The organism is Nocardioides sp. DN36 (genome assembly GCF_055380375.1).
The window spans coordinates 3768786-3790209 of sequence record NZ_AP043823.1 but is presented as its reverse complement, the minus strand read 5'-3'; the positions used below and the strand labels follow the sequence as shown (position 1 = coordinate 3790209).

The window sequence follows — 21424 nt, the reverse complement described above, 5'->3', positions numbered from 1 at the left end:
ACGGGCGCCGCACACGTCACGGGGACGGCGGGCTGCTGACGGGTCGGACACGGACGGGCCGGGGGCCACGATCGTGCGTCGAAAGGCGCGCTGCGTGAGTCGCGCTGGATCGACCACCGTCCCGAACTCGGACCCGGCTCTGCAAGTCGGGTGCTCCGGCCGGGCGTGGTCGCCGTCACGGATCCGGACACGCAGCGACCCCGGCTCCCGCTCGGGGAACCGGGGTCACGGGTGCTGCGTCACACCGGCAGCGTGGGTGACGTCACGCGGCGGGACGGTCAGTGGACCGCCATCGCGGCCGCGTCGACCGGCTGCTCGGACCGGCTGCGCGGCAGGAACCATGCGGGGATCAGGCACGCGGCCACCATCACCGTGGCGATGACGAACACGTCGGCGTAGACGCCGGCCATGTCCGCGGGGACCGAGGCCGGGACGGTCGGGTCCACGTGGTCCTGGAGGCCGTTGGTGAGCAGCACCGAGAAGACGGCGGTGCCGATCGAGGCCGCGACCTGCTGGACGATGTTCATCAGCGTCGAGCCGCGGGCGATCGTGTGGTCCTTCAGGGTCTGCAGCGCCGCCGACATGATCGGCATCATCGTGCCGCCCATGCCGAGGCCCATCACGAAGAGCGCCGAGAGCAGGAAGGTGTACGACGTGGTGTCGGTGACCTGCGTGAACATCCCCATGCCGATCGTGATCACGACGATGCCGGCCATCACGATCTTGCCGGGGCCGATGCGGTCGGCCAGCACGCCCGCCACCGGCATGGTGAGCATCGCGCCGATGCCCTGCGGGGCCAGCAGCACGCCGGCCCCCAGCGCGTCCTCGCCGCGGACGGTCTGGAAGTAGAGGGGGAAGAGGAGGCTGGCACCGAAGAAGGCGATCGCGAACAGCGACATCGCCACCACCGCCACCGTCATGCGCGGGTTCTGGAACAGCCGCAGGTCGACCAGCGGGTGGATGTTGCGGCGGTGCAGCGCCCACGGCACGAACGCGGCGATCAGCAGCGCGCCGACCACGGCCGGGACCAGGACCTGGGCGTCCCACACGGTGCCGGCGGACGGGATCGAGGAGACGCCGTACAGGAAGGCGGCCAGGCCCGGCGAGAGCAGCACCATCCCGAGCCAGTCGAAGGTCTCGGACGGCTCGACGTTGTCGCGGGGCAGCACCAGGGCGGCGTAGACGATCGCGAGGACGCCGATCGGCACGTTGATCAGGAAGATCCAGTGCCAGCTGGCCGAGTCGATCAGGGCGCCGCCGAGGATCGGGCCGAAGATCGGTCCCAGCAGCATCGGGATGCCCAGGACCGCCATCACCCGGCCGACCCGCTCCGGGCCCGCGGCCCGGGTCAGGATCGTCATGCCGAGCGGCATCAGCATGCCGCCGCCGAGGCCCTGGACCACGCGGAAGGCGACCAGCATCTCGAGCGTGCTCGCCGCGGCGCACAGCGCGGAGCCGGCCGCGAAGAGCACGATCGCCAGCAGGTAGAGGCGCTTGGTGCCGAAGCGGTCGGCCGCCCAGCCGGTGAGCGGGATGACGCTCGCCAGCGCGAGGGTGTAGCCGGTCATCGTCCACGCGACCTCGGCGGACGTCGCGTCGAACTCGGTCTGGAACGTCTTGAGCGCCACCGAGACGACGGTGATGTCGAGGATGGACATGATGGCGCCGAGCACGACCACGCCGGCGACGACCAGCACGCCCTTGTCGAGCTTGTCGGTCGGTGGCGTGGTCCCGGGAGCGGTGTCGATGGTCACCGCTCGAGGCTAGGTGGGACCTCCGACAGCGGCATCCGACTTTGGTCGACGCCCGGAGTGCGGTCGGTCACGCCGACCCCTGGCCAGCCGTGGATCCGCCTCAGGCGAGCAGGTCCTCCACCGCGGCGACGACCAGCTCGTCGTCCGGCTCGACGCGCGGGGAGAAGCGGGCGACCACCGTGCCCTCGGCGTCGACCAGGAACTTCTCGAAGTTCCAGGTGATGTCTCCCGTCGAGCCCTTCTCGTCGGGCGCGGCCACCAGCTCGGCGTACACGGCGTGGCGGCCGTCGCCGTTGACCTCGACCTTCTCGGTCATCGGGAACGTCACGCCGTACGTCGCCGAGCAGAACTCTGCGATCTCCTCCGAGCTGCCGGGCTCCTGGGCGCCGAACTGGTTGCACGGCAGCCCGACGACGGTGAACCCGCGGTCGGCGTACTTCTCGTGGAGCTGCTCGAGGCCGGTGTACTGCGGGGTCAGCCCGCACCTGCTCGCGACGTTGACCAGCAGCGCCGGGCGCCCGCCGGTGATCTCGCCGAGCGTGGTGGGCGTCCCGTCCAGGCGGGCGATGGGGGCGTCGAGGATGCTCATGGGGGGCGAGTCTACGAGCGCGGGGGAACCCGTCGTCGGTACCGGTCGTTACCGTCGAGTCCCCACCCCGCCTCCCGAGGTCTGCGCTTGAGCTTCGTTCCCGTCACCGGTCCGGCGACCTTCCGACCCGGCGACCCGCCCCGCGAGGGGGTCGTCGAGTTCACTGACGACCGCCGGACGGTGGCGCTGCCGATCCGCGCAGCGCTGCCGGTGCTCACCCGCGCCCACGCGCGCGACGACCTGCACCCCAGCGTCGCGCTGCTCTCCGGCGCCGCGCTGCTCGGCATGCGGCTGGTGGCGGCCGGCAAGTTCGAGCCGGCCGAGGGGTCGACGCCCTCCTGGCGGGTCGCGCCGCTGGACGACGCCGACCGTGACCGGGTCGCCATGCTGGCCAGGGCGCGGGAGCACGACGGTCTCGGGGAGGACCTCGCCGAGGACGTCGTCCGCGGCCTGCTGGACGCCGTGGCCGATGCCATGCCCCGCAGCGCCCCGGTCACCGGGGCCCGCCGCCGGGCCGGCGGGTCCGCGGGCACCTCCTCCGACGGGCGGGGACGCCCGGCGCCCAGGGGTGACTTCGCGGCGCGCCTGCAGGCCCGCATCGACGGGCAGCGCGCCGCCGACGGTCCCCAGCTGGTCGCGCTCTCGCTGCGGGTCGAGGCCGACGAGGAGGAGCTGGTCGCCGGGGCCGTGCGCCTGGTGCTGCAGGTCCACGACGCCCAGAACCCGCTCCACGTCTGCGACGCGGCCCTGCTGTGGGCCGATGGTGCGCCCGGGGCCGCACACGGCTTCGGGGACCGGGCCCGCACCCACGCCAGCATCGCCCTGCGCGCCGCCGCCGACGCCTGGCCGGTCCTGGACCGGCTGCTCGAGCTGCGCGTGCCCGACCAGATCACGCTCGACAGCGACGAGCTGGTGAGCCTGCTCGAGGACGGCGTCGGGGCGCTGCGCGAGCGCGGCGTGGACGTGCTCTGGCCGCGCTCGCTGGGTCGGGACCTGACCACGACCGCGGTGCTGGACCGGGCTCCGCAGGCCCCGCGCGAGGCGCAGCTGGTGCCGGGGCTGCTCGGCCCCGACACCCTGTTCGCCTTCAGCTGGCAGGTCGCGCTGCACGGCGACCCGCTGACCGAGGAGGAGATGGACGAGCTGGCGGCCGCCGCGGCGCCGGTGCTCAAGCTGCGCGGCAGCTGGACCGTCGTCGACCCCGCCGTGGCCCGCAAGGCCCGCCGCCGGCTGATCCGGACCGTCAAGCCTGCTCAGGCCGTCGCGGCGGCGCTCACCGGCGTCGCCGAGGTCGGCCCTGCGGGCGCCGAGGACTCCTCGCCGGAGCCGGTGGTCGTCGGCGCCAGCCTGCTCCGGGTCCGGGAGCAGTTGCTGTCGGCCGCGACCCGGGAGCCGGTGCCCGCGCCGCCCGGCCTCGAAGCCACCTTGCGGGGATACCAGCAGCAGGGGCTGACCTGGCTGGTCGAGCTCACCTCCCTGGGCCTGGGGGCCTGCCTCGCCGACGACATGGGGCTCGGCAAGACCGTCACCCTGATCGCGCTGCACCTGCACCGCGTCGCGGAGGGGGCGGTCGCCGGCCGGCCGGTCGGTCCCACGCTGGTGGTCTGCCCGGCCAGCCTGCTCGGCAACTGGGAGGCCGAGATCGAGCGGTTCGGGCCCGGGGTCGCCGTACGCCGCTTCCACGGCGGCCGGCGCTCGCTCGAAGGACTCGAGGGCGGCTTCGTGCTCACGACCTACGGCACCATGCGCCGCGACCACGAGGCGCTGGCCGAGGTCGGCTGGGACCTGGTCGTCGCCGACGAGGCCCAGCACGTCAAGAACGCGCGCTCCTCCACCGCCCGCCACCTGCGGGCGATCCCCAGCGCGGCCCGGGTGGCGCTGACCGGCACACCGGTGGAGAACAACCTGACCGAGCTGTGGGCGATCCTGGACTGGACGACGCCCGGCCTGCTCGGCAGTCGCAACGCGTTCCGCAAGGTGTGGGCCGGGCCGATCGAGTCCGGCCTCGAGCCGACCAAGGCGCGTCAGTTCGCCGCGCTGATCGGCCCGTTCCTGCTGCGTCGCCGCAAGTCCGACCCGGGCATCGCGCCCGAGCTGCCGGCGAAGACCGAGACCGACCACCTGATCAGCCTCACCCGCGAGCAGGTCGTGCTCTACGAGGCCTTCGTGCGCGACACGATGGACCGCATCGAGCGCGCCGACGAGGAGACGCGTCGCGGTCTGGTGCTGGCGCTGCTCACCGGCCTCAAGCAGATCTGCAACCACCCGGCCCACTTCCTCAAGCAGTCGACCGGCCGGCTGTCGGGGCGCTCGGAGAAGCTCGACCTCCTCGATGAGCTGCTCGGCACCGTCCTGGCGGAGGACGGCGCGGTGCTGGTCTTCACCCAGTACGTCGCCATGGGGCGCCTGCTCGAGCAGCACCTCACCCGCGCCGGCGTGCCCCACCAGTTCCTGCACGGCGGCACCCCGGTCCGGGAGCGGGAGGCGATGGTGGCCCGGTTCCAGGCCGGCCCCGACGACCCGGCCGCCGGGCCAGCGGTGCCGGTCTTCCTGCTCTCGCTCAAGGCCGGCGGCACCGGCCTGAACCTCACCCGGGCCGACCACGTCGTCCACCTCGACCGCTGGTGGAACCCCGCGGTGGAGGAGCAGGCCACCGACCGCGCCTACCGGATCGGGCAGACCCGGCCGGTGCAGGTGCACCGGCTGATCACCCGGGGCACGATCGAGGAGCGGATCGCGGAGCTGCTCACCCGCAAGCGCGCCCTGGCCGACTCGGTGCTGGCCCGCGGTGAGGCGGCGCTGACCGAGCTGAGCAACGAGGACCTGCGCGACCTGGTCACCCTGCGCCGGCACAGCGACAACCCGGGTGGTGAGGCGTGACCGCCGTCGTCCACCCTGCCCTGCCGGCCAGACGCGGCGCCGCGCGGGCGACGACCTGGTGGGGACGGGCGTGGGCACGGGCGGTCGAGGAGGCGGCGTACTCCGACCGCGACCTGGTGGCCGGCCGGGCCCTGGCCCGGGCGGGGCACGTCGGCGGGATCACCACCGACGTCGGCCGGTTCGTGGCGGCCGTCGAGGACGGCGACGGCCTGTGGACGGTGTCCGGCACGCTGCCGGTGCTCGACGAGGCGGCCGGCGCCGGCCTGGTCGAGACCGTGGCGGCGGAGTCGGGACGGGTCGCGGCGCTGCTGGCCGGCGACCTCCCGCACCCCCTGGTCGAGCACGCGGAGGAGGCCGGGGTCGAGCTGCTGCCCTACGGCGGCGAGCTCGGCACCGACTGCACCTGCTCGGCCTGGGTGGACCCGTGCGTGCACGCGATCGCGGTGCTCTCGCAGCTGGCCTGGCTCATCGAGGCCGACCCGTTCGTCCTGCTGCAGCTGCGCGGGCTGCCGCGCGACGAGCTGCTGGCCCGCCTGCACGCGGGATCGGAGGTCGCGGGGGCGTCGGAGGGCTCCGACGACCTCGACGCGGGGCTCGACGCGGCGCTGCGGGCGGCGCTGCTGCTGCGGCTGCTCGAGGAGGACGCCGACCAGCCGGTCGACCACCTCTTCTGATCGTCGACCTGTCGCAGGTTCACGCCTGGAGGTCGTCGACCTGTCGCAGGTTCACGCCTGGAGGTCGTCGACCTGTCGCAGGTTCACGGGCCGAGCTGTCGAACAGCGACGGGTCGACGCGCCACGCGGTGAAGCAGCGACGGGTCGACGCGCCACGCGGTGAAGTTGCGACGGGTCGACGCGCCACGCGGTGAAGTTGCGACGGGTCGACGTCTCCCTGCGTCAAGAAGCGACGGGTCGGTGCTCCGAGATCCCGAGTGCACCCAGCGCCATCTCCTGCAGCAGCCCGCGCATCGGGGCGTCGGGGAGCAGGCTGCTGTGCGGCGTGGAGTTGATCAGCCCGAACGCTGCGTGCGCCATCGCCCGGGCCCGGTCCTGCCCGAGGTCGTCGTGGACTCGGCGGAGCTGGTCGGCCCACAGGTCGACGTACTCGCGCTGCAGGCTGCGGACCTGCTCGCGGGCCTCGCGCGGCAGCGACTGCCAGTCGCGGTCCTGCACCACGATCAGCGGCCGGTGCCGCAGTGCGAAGTCGACGTGCCAGTCGACGAGCGCCGCCAGCGCCGCCTCCGGGCCGGCGGCGGCGGTGACCCGCCTTCGGCCGACGCCGAGCAGCTCCTGGCTGATCGAGACCAGCATCTCGGCGAGCACGGCGTCCTTGGAGGCGAAGTGCTTGTAGAGGGCCGGGCCGGAGATCCCGCACGCGGCCCCGAGGTCGGCGACCGACACGCCGTGGAAGCCACGGGCCGCGAACAGCTCGGCCGCCGTCGCGAGGATCTGCTCGCGTCGGGTGCGGGGGTCCCGCTCGGCCTCGGTGGTCACGCCTGAAGGTTAGCGCTCGTTAACTCAGGCGAGCGAGAGGAAGAGCTTCTCCATCTTCTTCACGTCCACGTCGTCGATGCCCCCGCCCTCGGTCAGGCACTGCTGCAGCCCGGTCGCCACGATGGCGAAGCCGGCGCGGTCCAGCGCCCGGGAGACCGCTGCCAGCTGGGTCACGACGTCCTCGCACTCGCGGCCCTCCTCGAGCATCCGCAGGACGCCGGCCAGCTGCCCCTGCGCGCGCTTGATGCGGTTGATGACCGGCGTCATCTCCTGGGGGTCCAGCTCCATGGGTCAGCTCTCCTGGGTCAGGGTGGCGAGGGCGGCGGTCAGGCGCTGCCGGGCGTCGGCGGCGACGTCGCAGAGTGCGTCCCCGGCGAGCCGGGTCATCGCGTCGGGGTCGAAGGCTTCCACGACCGTCGTGTCCGCGTCGACAGAGCGGACCGCCACATTGCAGGGCAGCACGGTCGCGATGGCGGGGTCGATCTGCAACGCCTGGTGGGCCAGCTGGGGCCGGCAGGCGCCGAGGATGACGTGCGGCGCGACGTCGACGTCGAGCTTGGCCTTCAGCGTCTCCCGGAGGTCGATCTCGGTGAGCACGCCGAAGCCCTGGTCGGCCAGTGCCGCCCGCACGTCGGCCACGGTGCGGTCGTAGGACCGGTGGACCGTGGCCTGCAGGGTGTAGCCCATCAGGACCCCTGCCCGTCGGCGGCGTCCATCTGGGCCCGGACCTGGTCCATGTCGAGGTCACGCACCGCGGCGATCACTTGCTCCAGCGCCGTCGCGGGCAGCGCGCCGGGCTGCGAGAAGACCAGGACCCCCTCCTTGAAGGCCATCAGCGTCGGGATGGAGGTGATCCGGGCAGCGCCGGCGAGCGCCTGCTCCGCCTCGGTGTCGACCGAGCCGAAGTAGACGTCGGTGTGCACCTCGGACGCGGCCTCGTACACCGGCGCGAACTGGCGGCACGGTCCGCACCAGGAGGCCCAGAAGTCCACCAGGACGATGTCGTTCTCGACGACGGTGCGCTCGAAGTTCTCTGCGGTCAGCGTGTTGGCGGCCATGGCCTGCCCCTCTCTCGAAGTCCCTTTGACAATACCCCCCGGGGTGTTATCGTGAACAGCGTACATACCCCCAGGGGTATCTATCAAGACTCGAGGAAGGGTTCGGATGCGTGAGATCGACGTGGAACAGCTCGACGCGGTCCTCGACGAGGGCGGGGTGCTGGTCGACGTGCGCGAGCCGAGGGAGTACGCCGCCGGCCACGTGCCGGGAGCGGTCCTCATCCCGATGGGCCAGCTGACCTCGCGGCTCGACGAGCTGGACCGGAAGGTTCCGGTGCACCTGATCTGCGCCTCGGGCAACCGCAGCGGCGCGATGGCCGACGTCCTCGCCGCCCGCCGCTTCGATGCCGTCAACGTGCTCGGCGGCACCTCGGCCTGGGCGACCTCCGGTCGCCCGCTGGAGAGCGGGCTGTGATGCCCGGCCTCACGATCCTGGCGATCGACACCCCGACCCTGGGCGATCGCAGCTACCTCGTCCACGACGGCGAGGTCGCCTTCGTGGTCGACCCGCAGCGCGACATCGACCGGGTGCTGGATCTCCTCGCGGAGCACGACGTGCGGCTCACCCACGTCTTCGAGACCCACATCCACAACGACTACGTGACCGGCGGCCTCGCGCTGGCGCGGCGCACGGGCGCGGCGTACCTGGTGAACGAGGCCGACGAGGTCTCCTTCGAGCGGACCCCGGTTCGCGACGGCCAGCGGGTCGAGGTGGGGAGGCGGATGCGGGTGACCGCGCTGGCCACGCCGGGCCACACCTTCACCCACCTCGCCTACGCGCTCGCCGACGAGGACGCCAACCTCGACGAGTCGGTGGCGGTGTTCTCGGGTGGCTCGCTGCTGTACGGCGCCACCGGGCGGCCCGACCTGCTCGGGCCCGCGCACACCCACGACCTGGTCCGGCACCAGCACGCCTCGGTCCACCGGCTGGCAGACCTGCTCCCCGACGAGGCCGGGGTCTTCCCGACCCACGGCTTCGGCTCCTTCTGCTCCGCGACGCAGTCCGAGGCGACGGAGTCGACGATCGGACAGGAGAGGCAGGTCAACCCGGTCCTCACCCAGGACGAGGAGACGTACGTCGCCGAGCTGCTCGCCGGGCTCGGGGCCTGGCCGGCGTACTACGCGCACATGGCGCCGGCGAACGCCGCCGGTCCCGCCGAGCCGGACCTGAGCCTGCCCGGCGTGGCCGACCCCGACGAGCTCCGCAAGCGGATCGAGGGGGGTGAGTGGGTCGTCGACCTGCGCAACCGCACGGCCTTCGCCGCCGGCCACGTCCGCGGCACGCTGAACTTCGGCCTCGACGGCGGCTTCGCGACGTACCTCGGCTGGCTCATCGCCTGGGGCACCCCGCTGACCCTGCTGGGAGAGACCCCGGAGGCGGTCGCCGAGGCGCAGCGGGAGCTGGTCCGGATCGGCATCGACCGCCCGGAGGCCCACGCCACGGGTGGCCCCGCGGACTGGACGACCGACGACCTGGCCAGCTTCCCGACGGCCACGTTCGCCGACCTCGCCCAGGTGCGCCACCATCGCGAGGTGGTCGTCCTGGACGTACGCCGGGCGGAGGAGCACGACGCCGCCCGCATCGACGGCGCGGTCAACGTGCCCCTGCACGAGCTGACCGGGCGCCTCAGCGAGGTCCCGGCCGGCGAGGTCTGGGTGCACTGCGCGGGCGGTTACCGCGCCTCGGTCGCGGCCTCGGTGCTCGACGCGGCGGGCCGCACGCTGGTCGCCGTCGACGACTCCTTCGAGAACGCGGAGAAGGTCGGACTCCACCTGGTGGGACCCGAGGCGTGACTCTCGTCGTCCTCGCCGTCGTCGCCGGCGCGCTGATCGGGCTCAGCCTGGGTGCGCTCGGCGGTGGCGGCTCCATCCTCGCCGTGCCGGTGCTGGTCTACGCCCTGGGGCAGAGCCCCGCCCAGGCGACGACCGGGTCGCTGGTCGTGGTCGGCGTGACCTCGCTGCTCGGCGCGGTCACGGCGCACCGCGCGGGGAACGTGCTGCTCGGCCGGGGAGTGGCCTTCGGACTGGTCACGGTCGGGGGCGCGGTCGCGGGGGCCAAGGCCTCGGCACACGTGTCCGAGCCCGTGCTGCTGGCGGCGTTCTCGGCGCTGATGCTCGTGGTCGGGGTGCTGATGGTGGTGCGCCAGGTCCGATCCCGCGGCCGAGCGGACACGGGCGACGTCCGTCGGGCCACGCTCGACGACCCCATCGTCTCGCTACGCCTGAATGCTGCCGGGGCCCCGACCTTCGCCTGCCAGTGCCCGCGCGCCCTGAAGGTCCTCGTGACCGCCACGGCGGTCGGCCTGCTGACCGGCTTCCTCGGGGTCGGTGGCGGTTTCCTCGTCGTCCCGGCGCTGGTGCTCGCGCTGGCGCTCCCCATGGAGTACGCCGCGGGCACCTCCCTGGTCGTCATCACCATCACCAGCGCGGTGGCGCTCGCCGTCCGCGCCGGGTCCGGGACCCATCCCGACTGGGGCCTGGTCCTGCTCCTGACCGCGGCGTCCGCTGTCGGCGGCGTCGTCGGCGCCCGGGTCGCGGCCCGCGCCGACACCCGCAGGCTCGCCGCCGCCTTCTCCGGCCTGGTCGTCGCGGTGGCCGTCGCCTCCGCCGCCCAGGCCCTGCCCGCCCTCGCCTGACACCACTCGATCCCGACACCCGATCCCGATCCGAAGGAGAAACACCATGTGCCGACCCGTCGTCTGCAAGACCTGCGGCAAGACCACGTGGGCCGGTTGCGGCATGCACGTCAACCAGGTCCTCGCCGGCGTACCCGCCTCCGACCGCTGCCCCGGCCACGCCAAGCCGGAGCGCTCCGGTGGCCTGTGGAGCCGGCTGACCGGGCGCGGCTGAGCGGAGGCCCCCGAACTTGTAACGCTCCGTTAGGGAGACAGGTGCTCCGCCACAGAGGAGCACCAGAGCCCTTAACGGAGCGTTACAAGTGGCTGTCTCAGCCGACCGGCAGGGCCCGCAACACGCAGAACTCGTTGCCGTCCGGGTCGGCCATGACCACCCACGAGACGTCCTGCTGACCGACGTCGACCCGGCGGGCGCCGAGCGACTCGAGGCGCTCGACCTCGGCCGCCTGGTCGACGGGGCGCAGGTCGAGGTGCAGGCGGTTCTTGGTCGCCTTGTCCTCCGGCACCCGCAGGAAGAGCAGGTCGGGGGAGACGCCGTCCTCGGGGCTGCCGGCGGGCGGCTCGAGGACGATCTCCGCGTCGGTCTCGTGCGTACGCCGCCAGCCCAGCGCCTGCTGCCAGAAGCCGGCGACGCGGGCGGGGTCGGTGGAGTCCACGCACACGCACTGCCAGCGCAGTCCGGGGGTCGCGGGGGCAGGGTCAGGTGTTCTCGTCGAGTCACTCATCGACCCGCACTCTGGCAGGGGACCGGCCTCGTCGGCACCGGGTTTACGCCGGGGTTAACGATCGCTAACCTGACGGGGTGAGCGACATGAAGGAGCTGGTCGACGACCTCCGCGAGCGCCTGGCGGTGGCCCGTCGCGGCGGCAGCGAGGCCGCGCGCAAGAAGCACACCGACCGCGGCAAGCTGCTGGTCCGCGACCGGGTGGACCGGCTCCTGGACCCCGGCAGCCCGTTCCTCGAGCTGAGCCCCCTCGCGGCGACCGGCATGTACGGCGCCACGGACGGCGAGGAGGCCGTCCCGAGCGCCGGCGTCGTCACCGGCATCGGCCGGGTGAGCGGCCGTGAGTGCGTGGTCGTCGCCAACGACGCGACCGTCAAGGGCGGCACGTACTACCCGATGACGGTCAAGAAGCACCTGCGCGCGCAGACCGTCGCCGCCGACAACCGGCTGCCCTGCCTCTACCTGGTCGACTCCGGCGGCGCGTTCCTGCCGATGCAGGACGACGTCTTCCCCGACCGCGAGCACTTCGGCCGGATCTTCTTCAACCAGGCCAACCTCTCCGCGCGCGGCATCCCCCAGGTCGCCAGCGTGATGGGCTCCTGCACCGCCGGCGGCGCCTACGTCCCGGCGATGTCGGACGAGACGGTGATCGTCAAGGAGCAGGGCACGATCTTCCTCGGCGGGCCGCCGCTGGTGAAGGCTGCGACCGGCGAGGTCGTCACCGCCGAAGAACTCGGCGGCGGCGACGTGCACGCCCGCACCTCCGGCGTGGTCGACCACCTCGCTGAGGACGACGCCCACGCGCTCGCGATCGTGCGCAGCATCGTCGCGACCTTCGAGCGCCCCACGGTTCCCTCGATCGCGCAGCACGAGGTCGAGGAGCCCCACGAGGACCCCGCGTCGCTCTACGACGTCGTGCCGACCGACACCCGCACGCCCTATGACGTGCGGGAGGTGATCCGCCGGGTGGTGGACGCCAGCCGCTTCCACGAGTTCAAGAAGCTGTACGGCGAGACGCTGGTCTGCGGCTTCGCCCGGATCCACGGCTACCCGGTCGGCATCGTGGCCAACAACGGCATCCTGTTCAGCGAGTCGGCGCTCAAGGGCGCGCACTTCATCGAGCTGTGCAACCAGCGCGGCGTGCCGCTGGTGTTCCTGCAGAACATCACCGGCTTCATGGTGGGCCGCGAGTACGAGAACCGCGGCATCGCCCGCGACGGCGCCAAGCTGGTCACCGCGGTCGCCTGCTCGGTGGTGCCGAAGTTCACCGTCGTCATCGGCGGTTCCTTCGGCGCCGGCAACTACGGCATGTGCGGACGCGCCTACGACCCGCGGTTCCTGTGGATGTGGCCCAACGCCCGGATCTCGGTGATGGGCGGCGAGCAGGCCGCGAGCGTGCTCGCCACCGTCCGGCGGGACGGCATCGAGTCCCGGGGCGAGCAGTGGTCGCCCGAGGCGGAGGAGGAGTTCAAGGCCCCGATCCGCGACCAGTACGAGCACCAGGGGTCGCCGTACTACTCCACCGCGCGGCTCTGGGACGACGGCGTGATCGACCCGGTCGACACCCGCCGCGTCCTCGGCATGGGCCTCGCGGCCGCGGCCAACGCGCCGCTCCCCGAGCCCTCCTACGGCATCTTCAGGATGTGAGGCTCGCAGTGGCGTGCGAGGAACGAGCGCGACGCGTGAGCGAGACCAGGTTGAGCAAGCCCTGCGACCGAGGCACGAGGCCGCACGGGGCGCGTCGAAACAGCGGAACGAAGGCAGGCACATGATCGACTCAGTCCTCATCGCCAACCGTGGCGAGATCGCCCTGCGCGTGATCCGCGCCTGCCGCGCCGTGGGCGTGCGCAGCATCGCGATCTACTCCGACCTCGACCGCAGCGCGCTGCACGTGCGCGAGGCCGACGACGCCGTCCGCGTCGGCAGCTACCTCGACATCGACGAGGTCGTGGCCGCCGCCCGGACCACGGGCGCGGCCGCGATCCACCCGGGCTACGGCTTCCTGTCCGAGCGCGCGGAGTTCGCGCGCGCCGTGGAGGCCGCGGGGATCAAGCTGGTCGGCCCGTCCGCGGACGTGATGGAGCAGATGGGCCGCAAGGACGCCGCGCGCGAGGTCGCGGTCAAGGCGGGGGTTCCGGTGGTGCCGGCGTACTCCGTCGACGACCCGGTCTCCGAGATGCGCTTCCCGGTGCTGGTGAAGGCCGCGGCCGGTGGCGGCGGCAAGGGCATGCGGGTGGTCCGTGAGCCGGAGGCGTACGCCGAGGCCGTGGCCGCCGCGCGCCGCGAGGCCGCGAGCTCGTTCGGCGACGACACCCTCCTGGTCGAGAAGTACGTCGAGCGCGGCCGCCACATCGAGGTCCAGGTGCTCGCCGACGCCCACGGCAACGTGGTCCACCTCTTCGAGCGCGACTGCTCGACCCAGCGACGTCACCAGAAGGTCCTCGAGGAGGCCCCCGCTCCGACGATCACCGCCGAGACCCGCCGGGTGGTCACCGAGTCGGCCGTCGCGCTGGCCACCGCCGTCGGCTACGAGAGCGCCGGCACCGTCGAGTTCCTGCTCGACGACACGACCGGGGACGTCTACTTCCTGGAGATGAACACCCGCCTGCAGGTCGAGCACCCGGTGACGGAGTCCGTGGTCGTGTGCACCTCCCCGCAGCAGCGCGCGACCGGCATCGTCGGCGAGCACGTCGACCTGGTGCAGCTGCAGCTGCGGGTCGCCTCGGGCGAGCCGCTGCCGTTCAGCCAGGGCGACCTGGCGCTGTCCGGGCACGCGATCGAGGCGCGGGTCTACGCCGAGGACTCCTTCGGCGGCTTCCTGCCGCAGGCGGGCACGGCCACCTTGGTGCGCTGGCCCGAGCGGGTCCGCGTGGACCACGCGCTGGAGAGCGGACAGGTCGTCAGCACGTCGTACGACCCCATGCTCGGCAAGGTCATCGCCCGCGGGCCGGACCGCGAGAGCGCCCGCCGTGCGCTGGTCGCGGCGCTCGACGAGACCGCGGTCCTCGGCCTGACCACCAACACCGGGTTCCTCCGCGCGCTGGTCGCCAGCGACGAGTTCCGCGACGCAGGCATCGACACCGCCTGGCTGGACCGGAACACCGTCCCCGAGCCGTCCCGCGACCTCGCCCGAGTCTTCGTGGCCTGGGTGAGCGCGATGCTCGTCGCCGAGCAGGAGCCGGGCCACCCGTTCCACGCCGACGGCTGGCGCTCCGGAGCCGACCCCGCGCCGATCCTGGTCGAGCTCGACGAGACCGTCCCGGTCGACCGCGCCCGCGGCCGGGTCGGCGACCACGAGGTCCGGCAGCTCTCCGCCGCCCACCACGTCGCGGTGCTCGTCATCGACGGCCGCCGCGAGCAGGCCGTGGTGAACGTGCAGCCGCACGTCGTCGAGGCCGTCCACCGCGGACAGCGTTTCGTCTTCGAGCGGCCCGACGTCTTCGGTGACCACGCCCACGACGCCGGGGACGGCGCGATCATGGCGCCGATGCCCGGCACCGTCCTCGACGTCCGGGTCGAGGCCGGCCAGACGGTCGCGGAGGGGGACCTCCTCGGCGCGATGGAGGCGATGAAGATGGAGCTCAGCCTCAAGGCGCCGTTCGCCGGCACGGTCACCGCGGTCGACGCGGCCGCCGGCGACCAGGTGGCGCTGGGCGCCCGGCTGTTCCTGGTCGAGCCGCACGAAGCCGGGGCGGACGGATGACGTCCCCCCGCTCGCCCCGAGGAGAGAGCTGATGCGCACCCCCACCGTCGTCCCCGCCGGCGTCACGCCGGTCGCCGCGATGCCCGAGCGGGTCACGATCTACGAGGTCGGCCCCCGCGACGGCCTGCAGAACGAGAAGACGCTGGTCCCGACGGAGGTCAAGGCCGAGTTCGTACGCCGCCTGCTCGCCGCCGGCCTGCCGATCGTCGAGGCCACCAGCTTCGTGCACCCGAAGTGGGTGCCCCAGCTGGCCGACGCCGCCGAGCTGATGACGATGCTGGGCGACGCCGGCCGCGGCTGCCCGGTGCTGGTGCCCAACGACCGCGGCCTGGACCGGGCGCTCGAGCTGGGCGTGCGGCACATCGCGATCTTCGGCTCGGCCACCGAGACGTTCGCGCAGAAGAACCTCAACCGCAGCCTCGACGAGCAGTTCGCGATGTTCGAGCCGACGGTGGTCCGCGCCCGCGAGCACGGCCTGGACGTCCGCGCCTACGTCAGCATGTGCTTCGGCGACCCGTGGGAGGGCTCGGTCCCGGTCGAGCAGGTCGTGCGTGTCGGGAAGCGGCTCTTCGACCTCGGCGCCAGCCAGCTCAGCCTCGGCGACACGATCGGCGTCGGCACGGCCGGCCACGTGACCGCGCTGGTCCACGCCTTCGTGGCGGCCGGCATGGGCACCGACCAGCTCGCGATGCACTTCCACGACACCTACGGCCAGGCGCTCGCCAACGCCTATGCGGCGCTGCAGGCCGGCATCACGACGTACGACGCCAGCGCCGGCGGCCTCGGCGGCTGCCCGTACGCCAAGAGCGCCACCGGCAACCTGGCCACCGAGGACCTCGTGTGGATGCTGCGGGGCCTGGGCATCGAGACCGGTGTCGACCTCGAGGAGGTCGCCGCGGCCAGCGTCTGGATGGCCGGCCACCTGGGCCGACCCAGCCCCTCCGCCGTGGTTCGTGCCCTCGCCCCGGCCGCGACAGCGGGTGCGGCAGAATCGGGCGCATGAGCCGGGTCGTCTACCTCCACGTCGGCGCGCCCAAGACCGGCACCACCTACGTCCAGGACCGGCTCGGCCTGAACACCCGCACGCTCGCCGAGCAGGGCGTGCACGTGCCGACCGGTTCGCCGCTGGTCAGCCCCGCGCTCTTCCAGTTCCGGGCGGCCCTCGACCTGCTGGGTCAGGACTGGGGCGGCCGGCCCGGGCACGCCTCGGGCGCCTGGCGCGCCCTGGTGAAGAAGGTGCGCCGCAGCTCGGGCAGCGTGATCGTCAGCCACGAGATCCTGGCGCCGGCCTCGCCCGAGAAGGTCGCCCGGGCGATGCGCGACCTGCGCGGCAGCGAGGTGCACGTCGTCTACTCCGCCCGCGACCTGGCCCGTCAGGTGCCGGCCGCGTGGCAGGAGAGCATCAAGCAGGGCCGCAAGTGGTCCTACAAGAGCTTCCTCAACCGCTGCGAGCGCGGCGACTCGTGGTTCTTCCGGGCCTTCGACCTGCCGAACGTGCTCGAGACGTGGGGCGCCGGGCTGCCGCCCGAGCGGATCCACGTGCTGACCGTCCCGCGGCCGGGCGCGGTCGGCGACACCCTGTGGGACCGCTTCTGCCGGGCCACCGGGATCGACCCCGCGTGGGCCCCGGTCGACAGCGACCAGGCCAACCGCTCCCTCGGCACCGCGGAGACCCAGGTGCTCCGGCAGCTCAACCGTCGGATCAAGCGGGCGACCCGGCGCGAGGCGACGTACGACGAGCTGATCCGTCAGATGCTCGCCCAGGACCAGCTGGTCCGGCGCTCCTCGCCGCCGGTGCGGCTGCCTCCCGACCGGTTCCCCTGGGCCGAGGCCGAGGCGGAGCGCTGGATCGAGTGGCTGCGGGGCAGCGGCGTCGACGTCGTCGGCGACGTCGAGGAGCTGCGCCCGCTCCGTCCTGCGGACGAGGAGAGGTGGCGCAACCCGGACAAGATCGGGGCCAAGAAGCAGCTGCGCGCCTCCCTCGACGCGCTGGCCGCGATGACGCAGGAGGCCGCCAGCCGGCCGGACCCCGAGCGCCAGCTGGTCCGCCGGGTCCGCACCCGCGCCGTCGAGCGGTTGCGCAGGTCGTGAGCGACGAGGACACCCCCGGCGTACGCCGAGCCTGGGGGTGGGTGGGCCACCTGCGCGACGGGGGGACCACCCCGTGGCGCGAGTGGGCGGGGACCGGCCCCGCGGGCGGAGAGGTTCTCCCGGGGGCGCAGCAGCTGGAGCTGCTGCGGCGGCTCAACCGTGCCGGTCGACCCTCGACCACGCTGGTGGGCCGGGTCCTGACCGCCTCCGCACCCGGCCGTGGACGGCCCGACCTCGAGCTGGACGGCGCGGTCGCCCCACGTCGCTTCGGCCCGCCGCCGGTGGACCCGTGCGACCTGCCCGACGACGAGCTGCTCCGGGTGGCGTCGAGCCTGCTGGCCGAGGACGTGGTCGCCGCCGGGCCCGCGGCGCACGCCGCGGTGCCGCAGCCCGGCTGGGTGCGGCCCTGGCGCACGCGCTACCGGCTCGGCGGCGACCCGGCCCTCACCGAGCCGCTGCGCGCCCAGCTGGTCGCGCGGGGCCGGCCGCCCGGCGGTCGTCGTGCCACGGTGCTGCTGCTCGGCACGGACATGGGGCAGCTCCTGGCCGACGTCTGGGAGCACCGCTGCTTCGAGGTCGGCGGCGCGTCGTGGGCCCGCTGGCTGGACACGCTGGCCCGTCACGACCGCCTGCCGCCGCGGGCGGACCTGCTGACGATCGCCCGGGACTGGACGGCCCGTTCCGGTGGCCGACCGGTGGAGATCGTGCTCGACCTGTCGGCGTTGCCGCGGCTGGTGGGCGTACGCCGCCTCACGCTGGATGCCGCGCCCGTGTCCGCGGACTCGGCCGACCTGGCCCGCAGGGTGGCCGCGGTGCTCGGCCTGCTCGTCGTACCCCGTCGTCGCGAGGAGCTGCTCCGGGAGGTCCTGCGGCCCCGGCTGGTCGCGCTCGGGGGCCCGCCCGCGGCCGTCCCCGAGCGGCACCACGCCTGGGTGCACGCCCACGCCTGCCGGGTGCGGGACGGGCTGCTGCGTGCTGGCTACCCTGTGCACGGTGATCCGGACGGGCTGCTGCCCCGGGCCAGGGCCGGTGTCGAGCCGTCCGAAGCGGGAGTGCTGGAGCTGGCGCTCCGGCTGCTGCTCGACGAAGACACGGCCGCCGGGCTGAACGGGCACGGGATCGTCGAGGACGAGGGGAGTACGAGGTGACCAAGCGGGTCCTCCTGCACGTCGGCACCCCCAAGACGGGCACGTCGTACCTCCAGGACGTGCTGTTCCGGAACCGGCGCATGCTGCGCGCCCACGGCATCCACTACCCCGCCCACCGGTTCGACGCGCACTTCCTGGCGGCGCTCGACCTGATGCGGCTGCCCTGGGGAGGCCTGGAGGCGGAGGCGGTCGGTGCGTGGGACGAGCTCGCTGCCCGGGTCCGTCGCGCGCACGGCACCTCGATCATCAGCCACGAGATCCTCGCGACCGCCTCGCGCTCGCAGGTGGGACGGGCGCTGGAGTCGCTGGGCCACGGGGACGGCACCGAGATCCACATCGTGCTGTCCGTGCGCGACCTGGTCCGCCAGATCCCCGCGGAGTGGCAGGAGAACGTCAAGCACCGCAGCACCATCAGCTACGCCAGGTTCATCGAGCAGATCCGGGACCCGCGCCGGGAGAGCCGGATCGCCGCCTGGTTCTGGGGCGTCCAGGAGGTGCCCGAGATCCTCGACCGGTGGGGCCACGACCTGCCGCCCGAGCGCATCCACCTGGTGACGGTCCCGCCGCCGGGCGGCCCGCCGACGCTGCTGTGGCAGCGGTTCAGCCGGGCGTTCGGCCTCGACGGCCTCGACCTCGACCTGGAGGCGGAGCGGGCCAACCCCTCGCTGGGGGTGCCCGAGACGGCGCTGCTGCGACGGATCAACCTCTCGGTCAACCGCGACCTCGACCCGCCGGACTACCGGCCGCTGGTGCGGGAGCTGCTGGCCCACCAGACCCTGTCGCGACGCGCCGGCTCGCCCCGGCTGGCACTGCCCCCGGCCGTGCACCCCTGGGCCCAGGACCTGGGCCGGGCCTGGGCGGAGGAGATCGACAAGCGGGGGTACGACGTGGTCGGCGACCTCGCCGACCTGACCGGACCGCCCGCGCCGCAGCACTGGTCCGACCCGGACCGCCCGCGGGAGAAGCAGGTCGCGGGGGCGGCGCTGGACGCGATCTCGGCGCTGCTGCTGGAGAACGCGCGGCTGCGCCACGTCGAGGAACGGCTGGCCGGCGAGCTCGACCAGGCCCACCGGTCCCTCGAGCGGGCCTACCTCCGCCCGACGTACCGACTCCGGGAGAAGACCGTGCGCCGGCTGCGGGCCAGCCCGGCCGGGCGCGCCCTGCTCAAGGCCTACCGGGTGGCGCGGGGCAGGAGCTCCCGGTCGGCGTAGCGGCCGATCCGCCAGGTCGAGATGCCGTCCGCGCCGGCGCCGACCAGGCCACCGACCACCGGGACCCGCCGGCCCACCGTCGTCGCGAGGCGCTTGCCGGCGACCCGGGCGATCATGTCGGAGGCGACCTCCGCGGAGATGATCCGGTCCAGGTCGGGGTCGTGCAGCGGCGCGGTCGCCAGGGCCATCGGGGGCGCGGGCAGGCGCCGCTTCTTCACCAGCTGCTCGATCTGGTCCTCGCCCAGGAGGCTGGCCAGCACGGCGTTGCGCACCCGGGGGTCGGTGAGGTCGTAGCCCCGGAGGTGGGCGATGCCGGCGATCATCCGGGACTGGATCAGTGCCAGCCCGGTGATGTTGGCCGGGATCAGCACGGCCGCGGTGACCAGGCCGCCGAGGTTGGTCGCGAAGCCCTGCGCGCCGGCGTACCGGACGTGGTTCTCGATCACCTCGTGCACGGCACGACCGACGTCGCCGTGCTGCTCGGCCAGCTGCTTCTCGGCGGCGTGCGCGGCGGGTGGCAGTGGGCCGACGCCGTGGATGGCGCGGTGCAGCGCCTCCCGGACGAACGCCGTGGTCACGCCGGGGAGGGCGTCGGGGATCTTCGGGGCCAGCCGCTTCCCGATGCTGCTGCTCGCGCTCATGCCTCGATCCTAGGGGCGGGGTGATGGCCACTACGGTGGGCGCCGTGCCGATCGAACCGCCGCCGTCGGGCTGGGCCTTCGGGGACCCCACCGACTACGACCCCACCGACGACCTGGTCGCGATCGGGGCCGACCTGGAGCCGGGCACGCTGCTCGCGGCCTACCGGCGGGGGCTCTTCCCGATGCCTTCGGGCTCGCAGGGCGACCCGACGTACTGGTTCAGCCCGGTGCGCCGCGGCGTGCTGCCGCTGGACGGCCTGGTGGTGTCCCGCTCGCTGCGCCGGGCGGCCCGCGACTTCGAGATCCGCGTGGACACGGCGTTCGCCGAGGTCGTGGATGCCTGCGCCGACCCCCGGCGGGCCCAGGGCTGGATCGACGACGACGTCAAGACGGCCTACGGGCGCCTGCACGAGCTCGGCTGGGCGCACTCGGTCGAGGCGTGGCAGGACGGCCGGCTCGTCGGCGGGCTGTACGGCGTTTCGATCGGCGGGCTGTTCGCGGGCGAGTCGATGTTCCACCGGGTCCGGGACGCCTCCAAGGTGGCGCTCGTGGGACTGGTGGGGCTGCTGAGGGACGAGCACGCCCCGGACCGGCTGCTCGACGTGCAGTGGAGCACCCCCCACCTGGCCAGCCTGGGGGTCGTCGAGGTGAGCCGGACGGCGTACCTGCGCCGGTTGCGGGTCGCGCTGGGCGTGCCGGAGCCTGCCGGTTTCACCGGCTGACCTGTGAAACCGGCACGTGTCGGGTGGTGCGCCCCCTGACAGGTGCCAGTTCTCCCTGACAGGTGTGATGCGTCACGTCCCTCGCCCAGGCGGGGGGGCTCCTCAGGAACGGGTCAGGTTCACGTGGCACAGTCGACGACTTGCCGACATCGACTCCCAAGAGGGGACCGAACCTCATGAAGCACGCCCTGATCGCCGCCGCCCTGCTGTCGCTGGGAGGTGTCGCCGCCGGCTGTGGAGGCAACGACTCGGCCAGTGACGCCGACGCCTCCTCCGCGAGCTCGAGCAGCAGCCCGTCCGGCGCCCCGACCGACGCCTCGGCGACCGAGCTCTGCTCGGCGCTCACCTCGGGATCCTCGATCAAGACCGGCGCCGACGTCGTCGCGTTCGCCAAGAGCCTGGAGCAGGCCGGCACGCCCTCCGACATCCCGGCCGACGCCCGCAAGGGCTTCGAGACCTACGTCTCGGTCCTCGAGGACATCGACCCGAAGCTCACGGCCAAGCAGCTCCAGACGATGAAGGACCCCGACCTGAGCAAGGCCCAGCAGCTGAGCGTCCAGTCGTTCCTGCAGTACGCCGGGCAGGCGTGCGCCGCGGGCGCCTCGAGCCCGTCGCAGGGCACCGAGTCCCCGTCCGGCGGGGCCAGCTGACCCACCGCATCTCCTGGTGAGCCGCAGGGCCACCGTCCTCCCCGGACGGTGGCCCTGCGGCACGTCTGCGGCCGGTCCGGCCCGGTGCGCATGAATCCGGTCGGACGGGGGAGGGTGTCCTCCG

Annotated in this window: 22 protein-coding genes; 14 read left to right on the top strand and 8 right to left on the bottom strand. The window is 73.5% G+C overall.

The window, feature by feature from the left end; genetic code table 11:
• Positions 1-278 precede the first annotated feature (278 nt).
• Positions 279-1754: a DHA2 family efflux MFS transporter permease subunit gene (locus tag ACZ43H_RS19160; RefSeq protein WP_464585573.1), complete on the bottom strand. Its 1476-nt coding sequence runs from the start codon at positions 1752-1754 to the stop codon at positions 279-281.
• Between the two features lie 100 nt (positions 1755-1854).
• Positions 1855-2343 carry a glutathione peroxidase gene (locus ACZ43H_RS19155; protein WP_464585571.1) on the bottom strand — a complete coding sequence of 163 codons (489 nt, stop codon included), beginning with the start codon at positions 2341-2343 and terminating at the stop codon, positions 1855-1857.
• An 87-nt stretch (positions 2344-2430) separates the two neighbouring features.
• On the opposite strand from ACZ43H_RS19155, the gene ACZ43H_RS19150 reads away from it, so the two are divergent.
• Both ACZ43H_RS19150 and ACZ43H_RS19145 read left to right on the top strand, forming a co-directional pair.
• Positions 2431-5223 (top strand): DEAD/DEAH box helicase, encoded by a 2793-nt coding sequence (locus ACZ43H_RS19150; RefSeq protein WP_464585569.1) that lies wholly within the window; start codon positions 2431-2433, stop codon positions 5221-5223.
• Entirely contained in the window at positions 5220-5897 is a 678-nt protein-coding gene (locus ACZ43H_RS19145) for an SWIM zinc finger family protein (RefSeq protein WP_464585567.1), read from the top strand. The genes ACZ43H_RS19150 and ACZ43H_RS19145 overlap by 4 nt, the downstream gene beginning before the upstream one ends.
• 222 nt (positions 5898-6119) lie before the next feature.
• Here the strand turns inward: ACZ43H_RS19145 and ACZ43H_RS19140 are convergent, their stop codons facing one another.
• Genes ACZ43H_RS19140 through trxA form a run of 4 tightly spaced genes read right to left on the bottom strand, consistent with a single transcriptional unit; the run spans position 6120 to position 7774 of the window.
• Positions 6120-6716, bottom strand: a complete 597-nt coding sequence (locus ACZ43H_RS19140; protein ID WP_464585566.1) for an SACE_7040 family transcriptional regulator — start codon at positions 6714-6716, stop codon at positions 6120-6122.
• A gap of 24 nt (positions 6717-6740) precedes the next feature.
• Entirely contained in the window at positions 6741-7004 is a 264-nt protein-coding gene (locus ACZ43H_RS19135; protein ID WP_379182191.1) for a metal-sensitive transcriptional regulator, read from the bottom strand.
• Positions 7005-7007: 3 nt separating this feature from the next.
• The gene (locus ACZ43H_RS19130) at positions 7008-7403 is read right to left on the bottom strand and encodes a DUF302 domain-containing protein (protein ID WP_464585563.1); all 396 of its coding nucleotides are present in this window, start codon (positions 7401-7403) and stop codon (positions 7008-7010) included.
• Positions 7403-7774, bottom strand: a complete 372-nt coding sequence (gene trxA / locus ACZ43H_RS19125) for a thioredoxin (protein ID WP_464585561.1) — start codon at positions 7772-7774, stop codon at positions 7403-7405. Before trxA ends, ACZ43H_RS19130 begins: the two co-directional genes overlap by 1 nt.
• 106 nt (positions 7775-7880) lie before the next feature.
• Here trxA and ACZ43H_RS19120 point away from each other — a divergent pair, with 106 nt between their 5' ends.
• The 4 genes from ACZ43H_RS19120 to ACZ43H_RS19105 are packed head-to-tail and all read left to right on the top strand — an operon-like array spanning position 7881 to position 10624.
• Complete coding sequence (locus ACZ43H_RS19120; protein ID WP_464585559.1) at positions 7881-8189, top strand: rhodanese-like domain-containing protein; 309 nt, start codon at positions 7881-7883, stop codon at positions 8187-8189.
• Positions 8189-9568 carry a rhodanese-like domain-containing protein gene (locus ACZ43H_RS19115; protein WP_464585557.1) on the top strand — a complete coding sequence of 460 codons (1380 nt, stop codon included), beginning with the start codon at positions 8189-8191 and terminating at the stop codon, positions 9566-9568. The genes ACZ43H_RS19120 and ACZ43H_RS19115 overlap by 1 nt, the downstream gene beginning before the upstream one ends.
• Positions 9565-10410: a sulfite exporter TauE/SafE family protein gene (locus ACZ43H_RS19110; RefSeq protein ID WP_464585555.1), complete on the top strand. Its 846-nt coding sequence runs from the start codon at positions 9565-9567 to the stop codon at positions 10408-10410. The genes ACZ43H_RS19115 and ACZ43H_RS19110 overlap by 4 nt, the downstream gene beginning before the upstream one ends.
• A 46-nt stretch (positions 10411-10456) precedes the next feature.
• Complete coding sequence (locus tag ACZ43H_RS19105) at positions 10457-10624, top strand: hypothetical protein (RefSeq protein ID WP_464585553.1); 168 nt, start codon at positions 10457-10459, stop codon at positions 10622-10624.
• A gap of 97 nt (positions 10625-10721) precedes the next feature.
• Here ACZ43H_RS19105 and ACZ43H_RS19100 read toward each other — a convergent pair whose 3' ends face one another.
• Positions 10722-11135 carry a VOC family protein gene (locus tag ACZ43H_RS19100; protein WP_464585551.1) on the bottom strand — a complete coding sequence of 138 codons (414 nt, stop codon included), beginning with the start codon at positions 11133-11135 and terminating at the stop codon, positions 10722-10724.
• An 86-nt stretch (positions 11136-11221) separates the two neighbouring features.
• Here ACZ43H_RS19100 and ACZ43H_RS19095 point away from each other — a divergent pair, with 86 nt between their 5' ends.
• The 6 genes from ACZ43H_RS19095 (at position 11222) to ACZ43H_RS19070 (ending at position 19287) form a co-directional block, all read left to right on the top strand.
• Positions 11222-12781 (top strand): carboxyl transferase domain-containing protein, encoded by a 1560-nt coding sequence (locus tag ACZ43H_RS19095; RefSeq protein ID WP_464590872.1) that lies wholly within the window; start codon positions 11222-11224, stop codon positions 12779-12781.
• Positions 12782-12902: 121 nt separating this feature from the next.
• A complete protein-coding gene (locus ACZ43H_RS19090) occupies positions 12903-14837 on the top strand; it encodes an acetyl/propionyl/methylcrotonyl-CoA carboxylase subunit alpha (RefSeq protein ID WP_464585549.1) in 1935 nt (644 codons plus the stop codon).
• Between the two features lie 31 nt (positions 14838-14868).
• On the top strand, positions 14869-15840 hold the full coding sequence (locus tag ACZ43H_RS19085; RefSeq protein WP_464585547.1) for a hydroxymethylglutaryl-CoA lyase: 972 nt from the start codon (positions 14869-14871) through the stop codon (positions 15838-15840).
• Positions 15837-16928, top strand: coding sequence for a hypothetical protein (locus ACZ43H_RS19080; RefSeq protein WP_464585545.1), 1092 nt, complete (start codon positions 15837-15839; stop codon positions 16926-16928). Before ACZ43H_RS19085 ends, ACZ43H_RS19080 begins: the two co-directional genes overlap by 4 nt.
• The gene (locus ACZ43H_RS19075) at positions 16925-18076 is read left to right on the top strand and encodes a hypothetical protein (RefSeq protein ID WP_464585543.1); all 1152 of its coding nucleotides are present in this window, start codon (positions 16925-16927) and stop codon (positions 18074-18076) included. The genes ACZ43H_RS19080 and ACZ43H_RS19075 overlap by 4 nt, the downstream gene beginning before the upstream one ends.
• Positions 18073-19287, top strand: coding sequence for a hypothetical protein (locus ACZ43H_RS19070; RefSeq protein WP_464585541.1), 1215 nt, complete (start codon positions 18073-18075; stop codon positions 19285-19287). The genes ACZ43H_RS19075 and ACZ43H_RS19070 overlap by 4 nt, the downstream gene beginning before the upstream one ends.
• On the opposite strand, the gene ACZ43H_RS19065 is transcribed toward ACZ43H_RS19070, so the two are convergent.
• A complete protein-coding gene (locus ACZ43H_RS19065; RefSeq protein WP_464585539.1) occupies positions 19248-19928 on the bottom strand; it encodes an EcsC family protein in 681 nt (226 codons plus the stop codon). The genes ACZ43H_RS19070 and ACZ43H_RS19065 overlap by 40 nt on opposite strands.
• A 44-nt stretch (positions 19929-19972) precedes the next feature.
• Between ACZ43H_RS19065 and aat the strand changes: the two genes are divergently transcribed.
• Together aat and ACZ43H_RS19055 are read left to right on the top strand one after the other, a co-directional pair.
• Positions 19973-20650 (top strand): leucyl/phenylalanyl-tRNA--protein transferase, encoded by a 678-nt coding sequence (aat, locus tag ACZ43H_RS19060; RefSeq protein WP_464585537.1) that lies wholly within the window; start codon positions 19973-19975, stop codon positions 20648-20650.
• Positions 20651-20826: 176 nt separating this feature from the next.
• On the top strand, positions 20827-21300 hold the full coding sequence (locus tag ACZ43H_RS19055; RefSeq protein WP_464585535.1) for a hypothetical protein: 474 nt from the start codon (positions 20827-20829) through the stop codon (positions 21298-21300).
• The last annotated feature ends 124 nt before the right edge of the window (positions 21301-21424 follow it).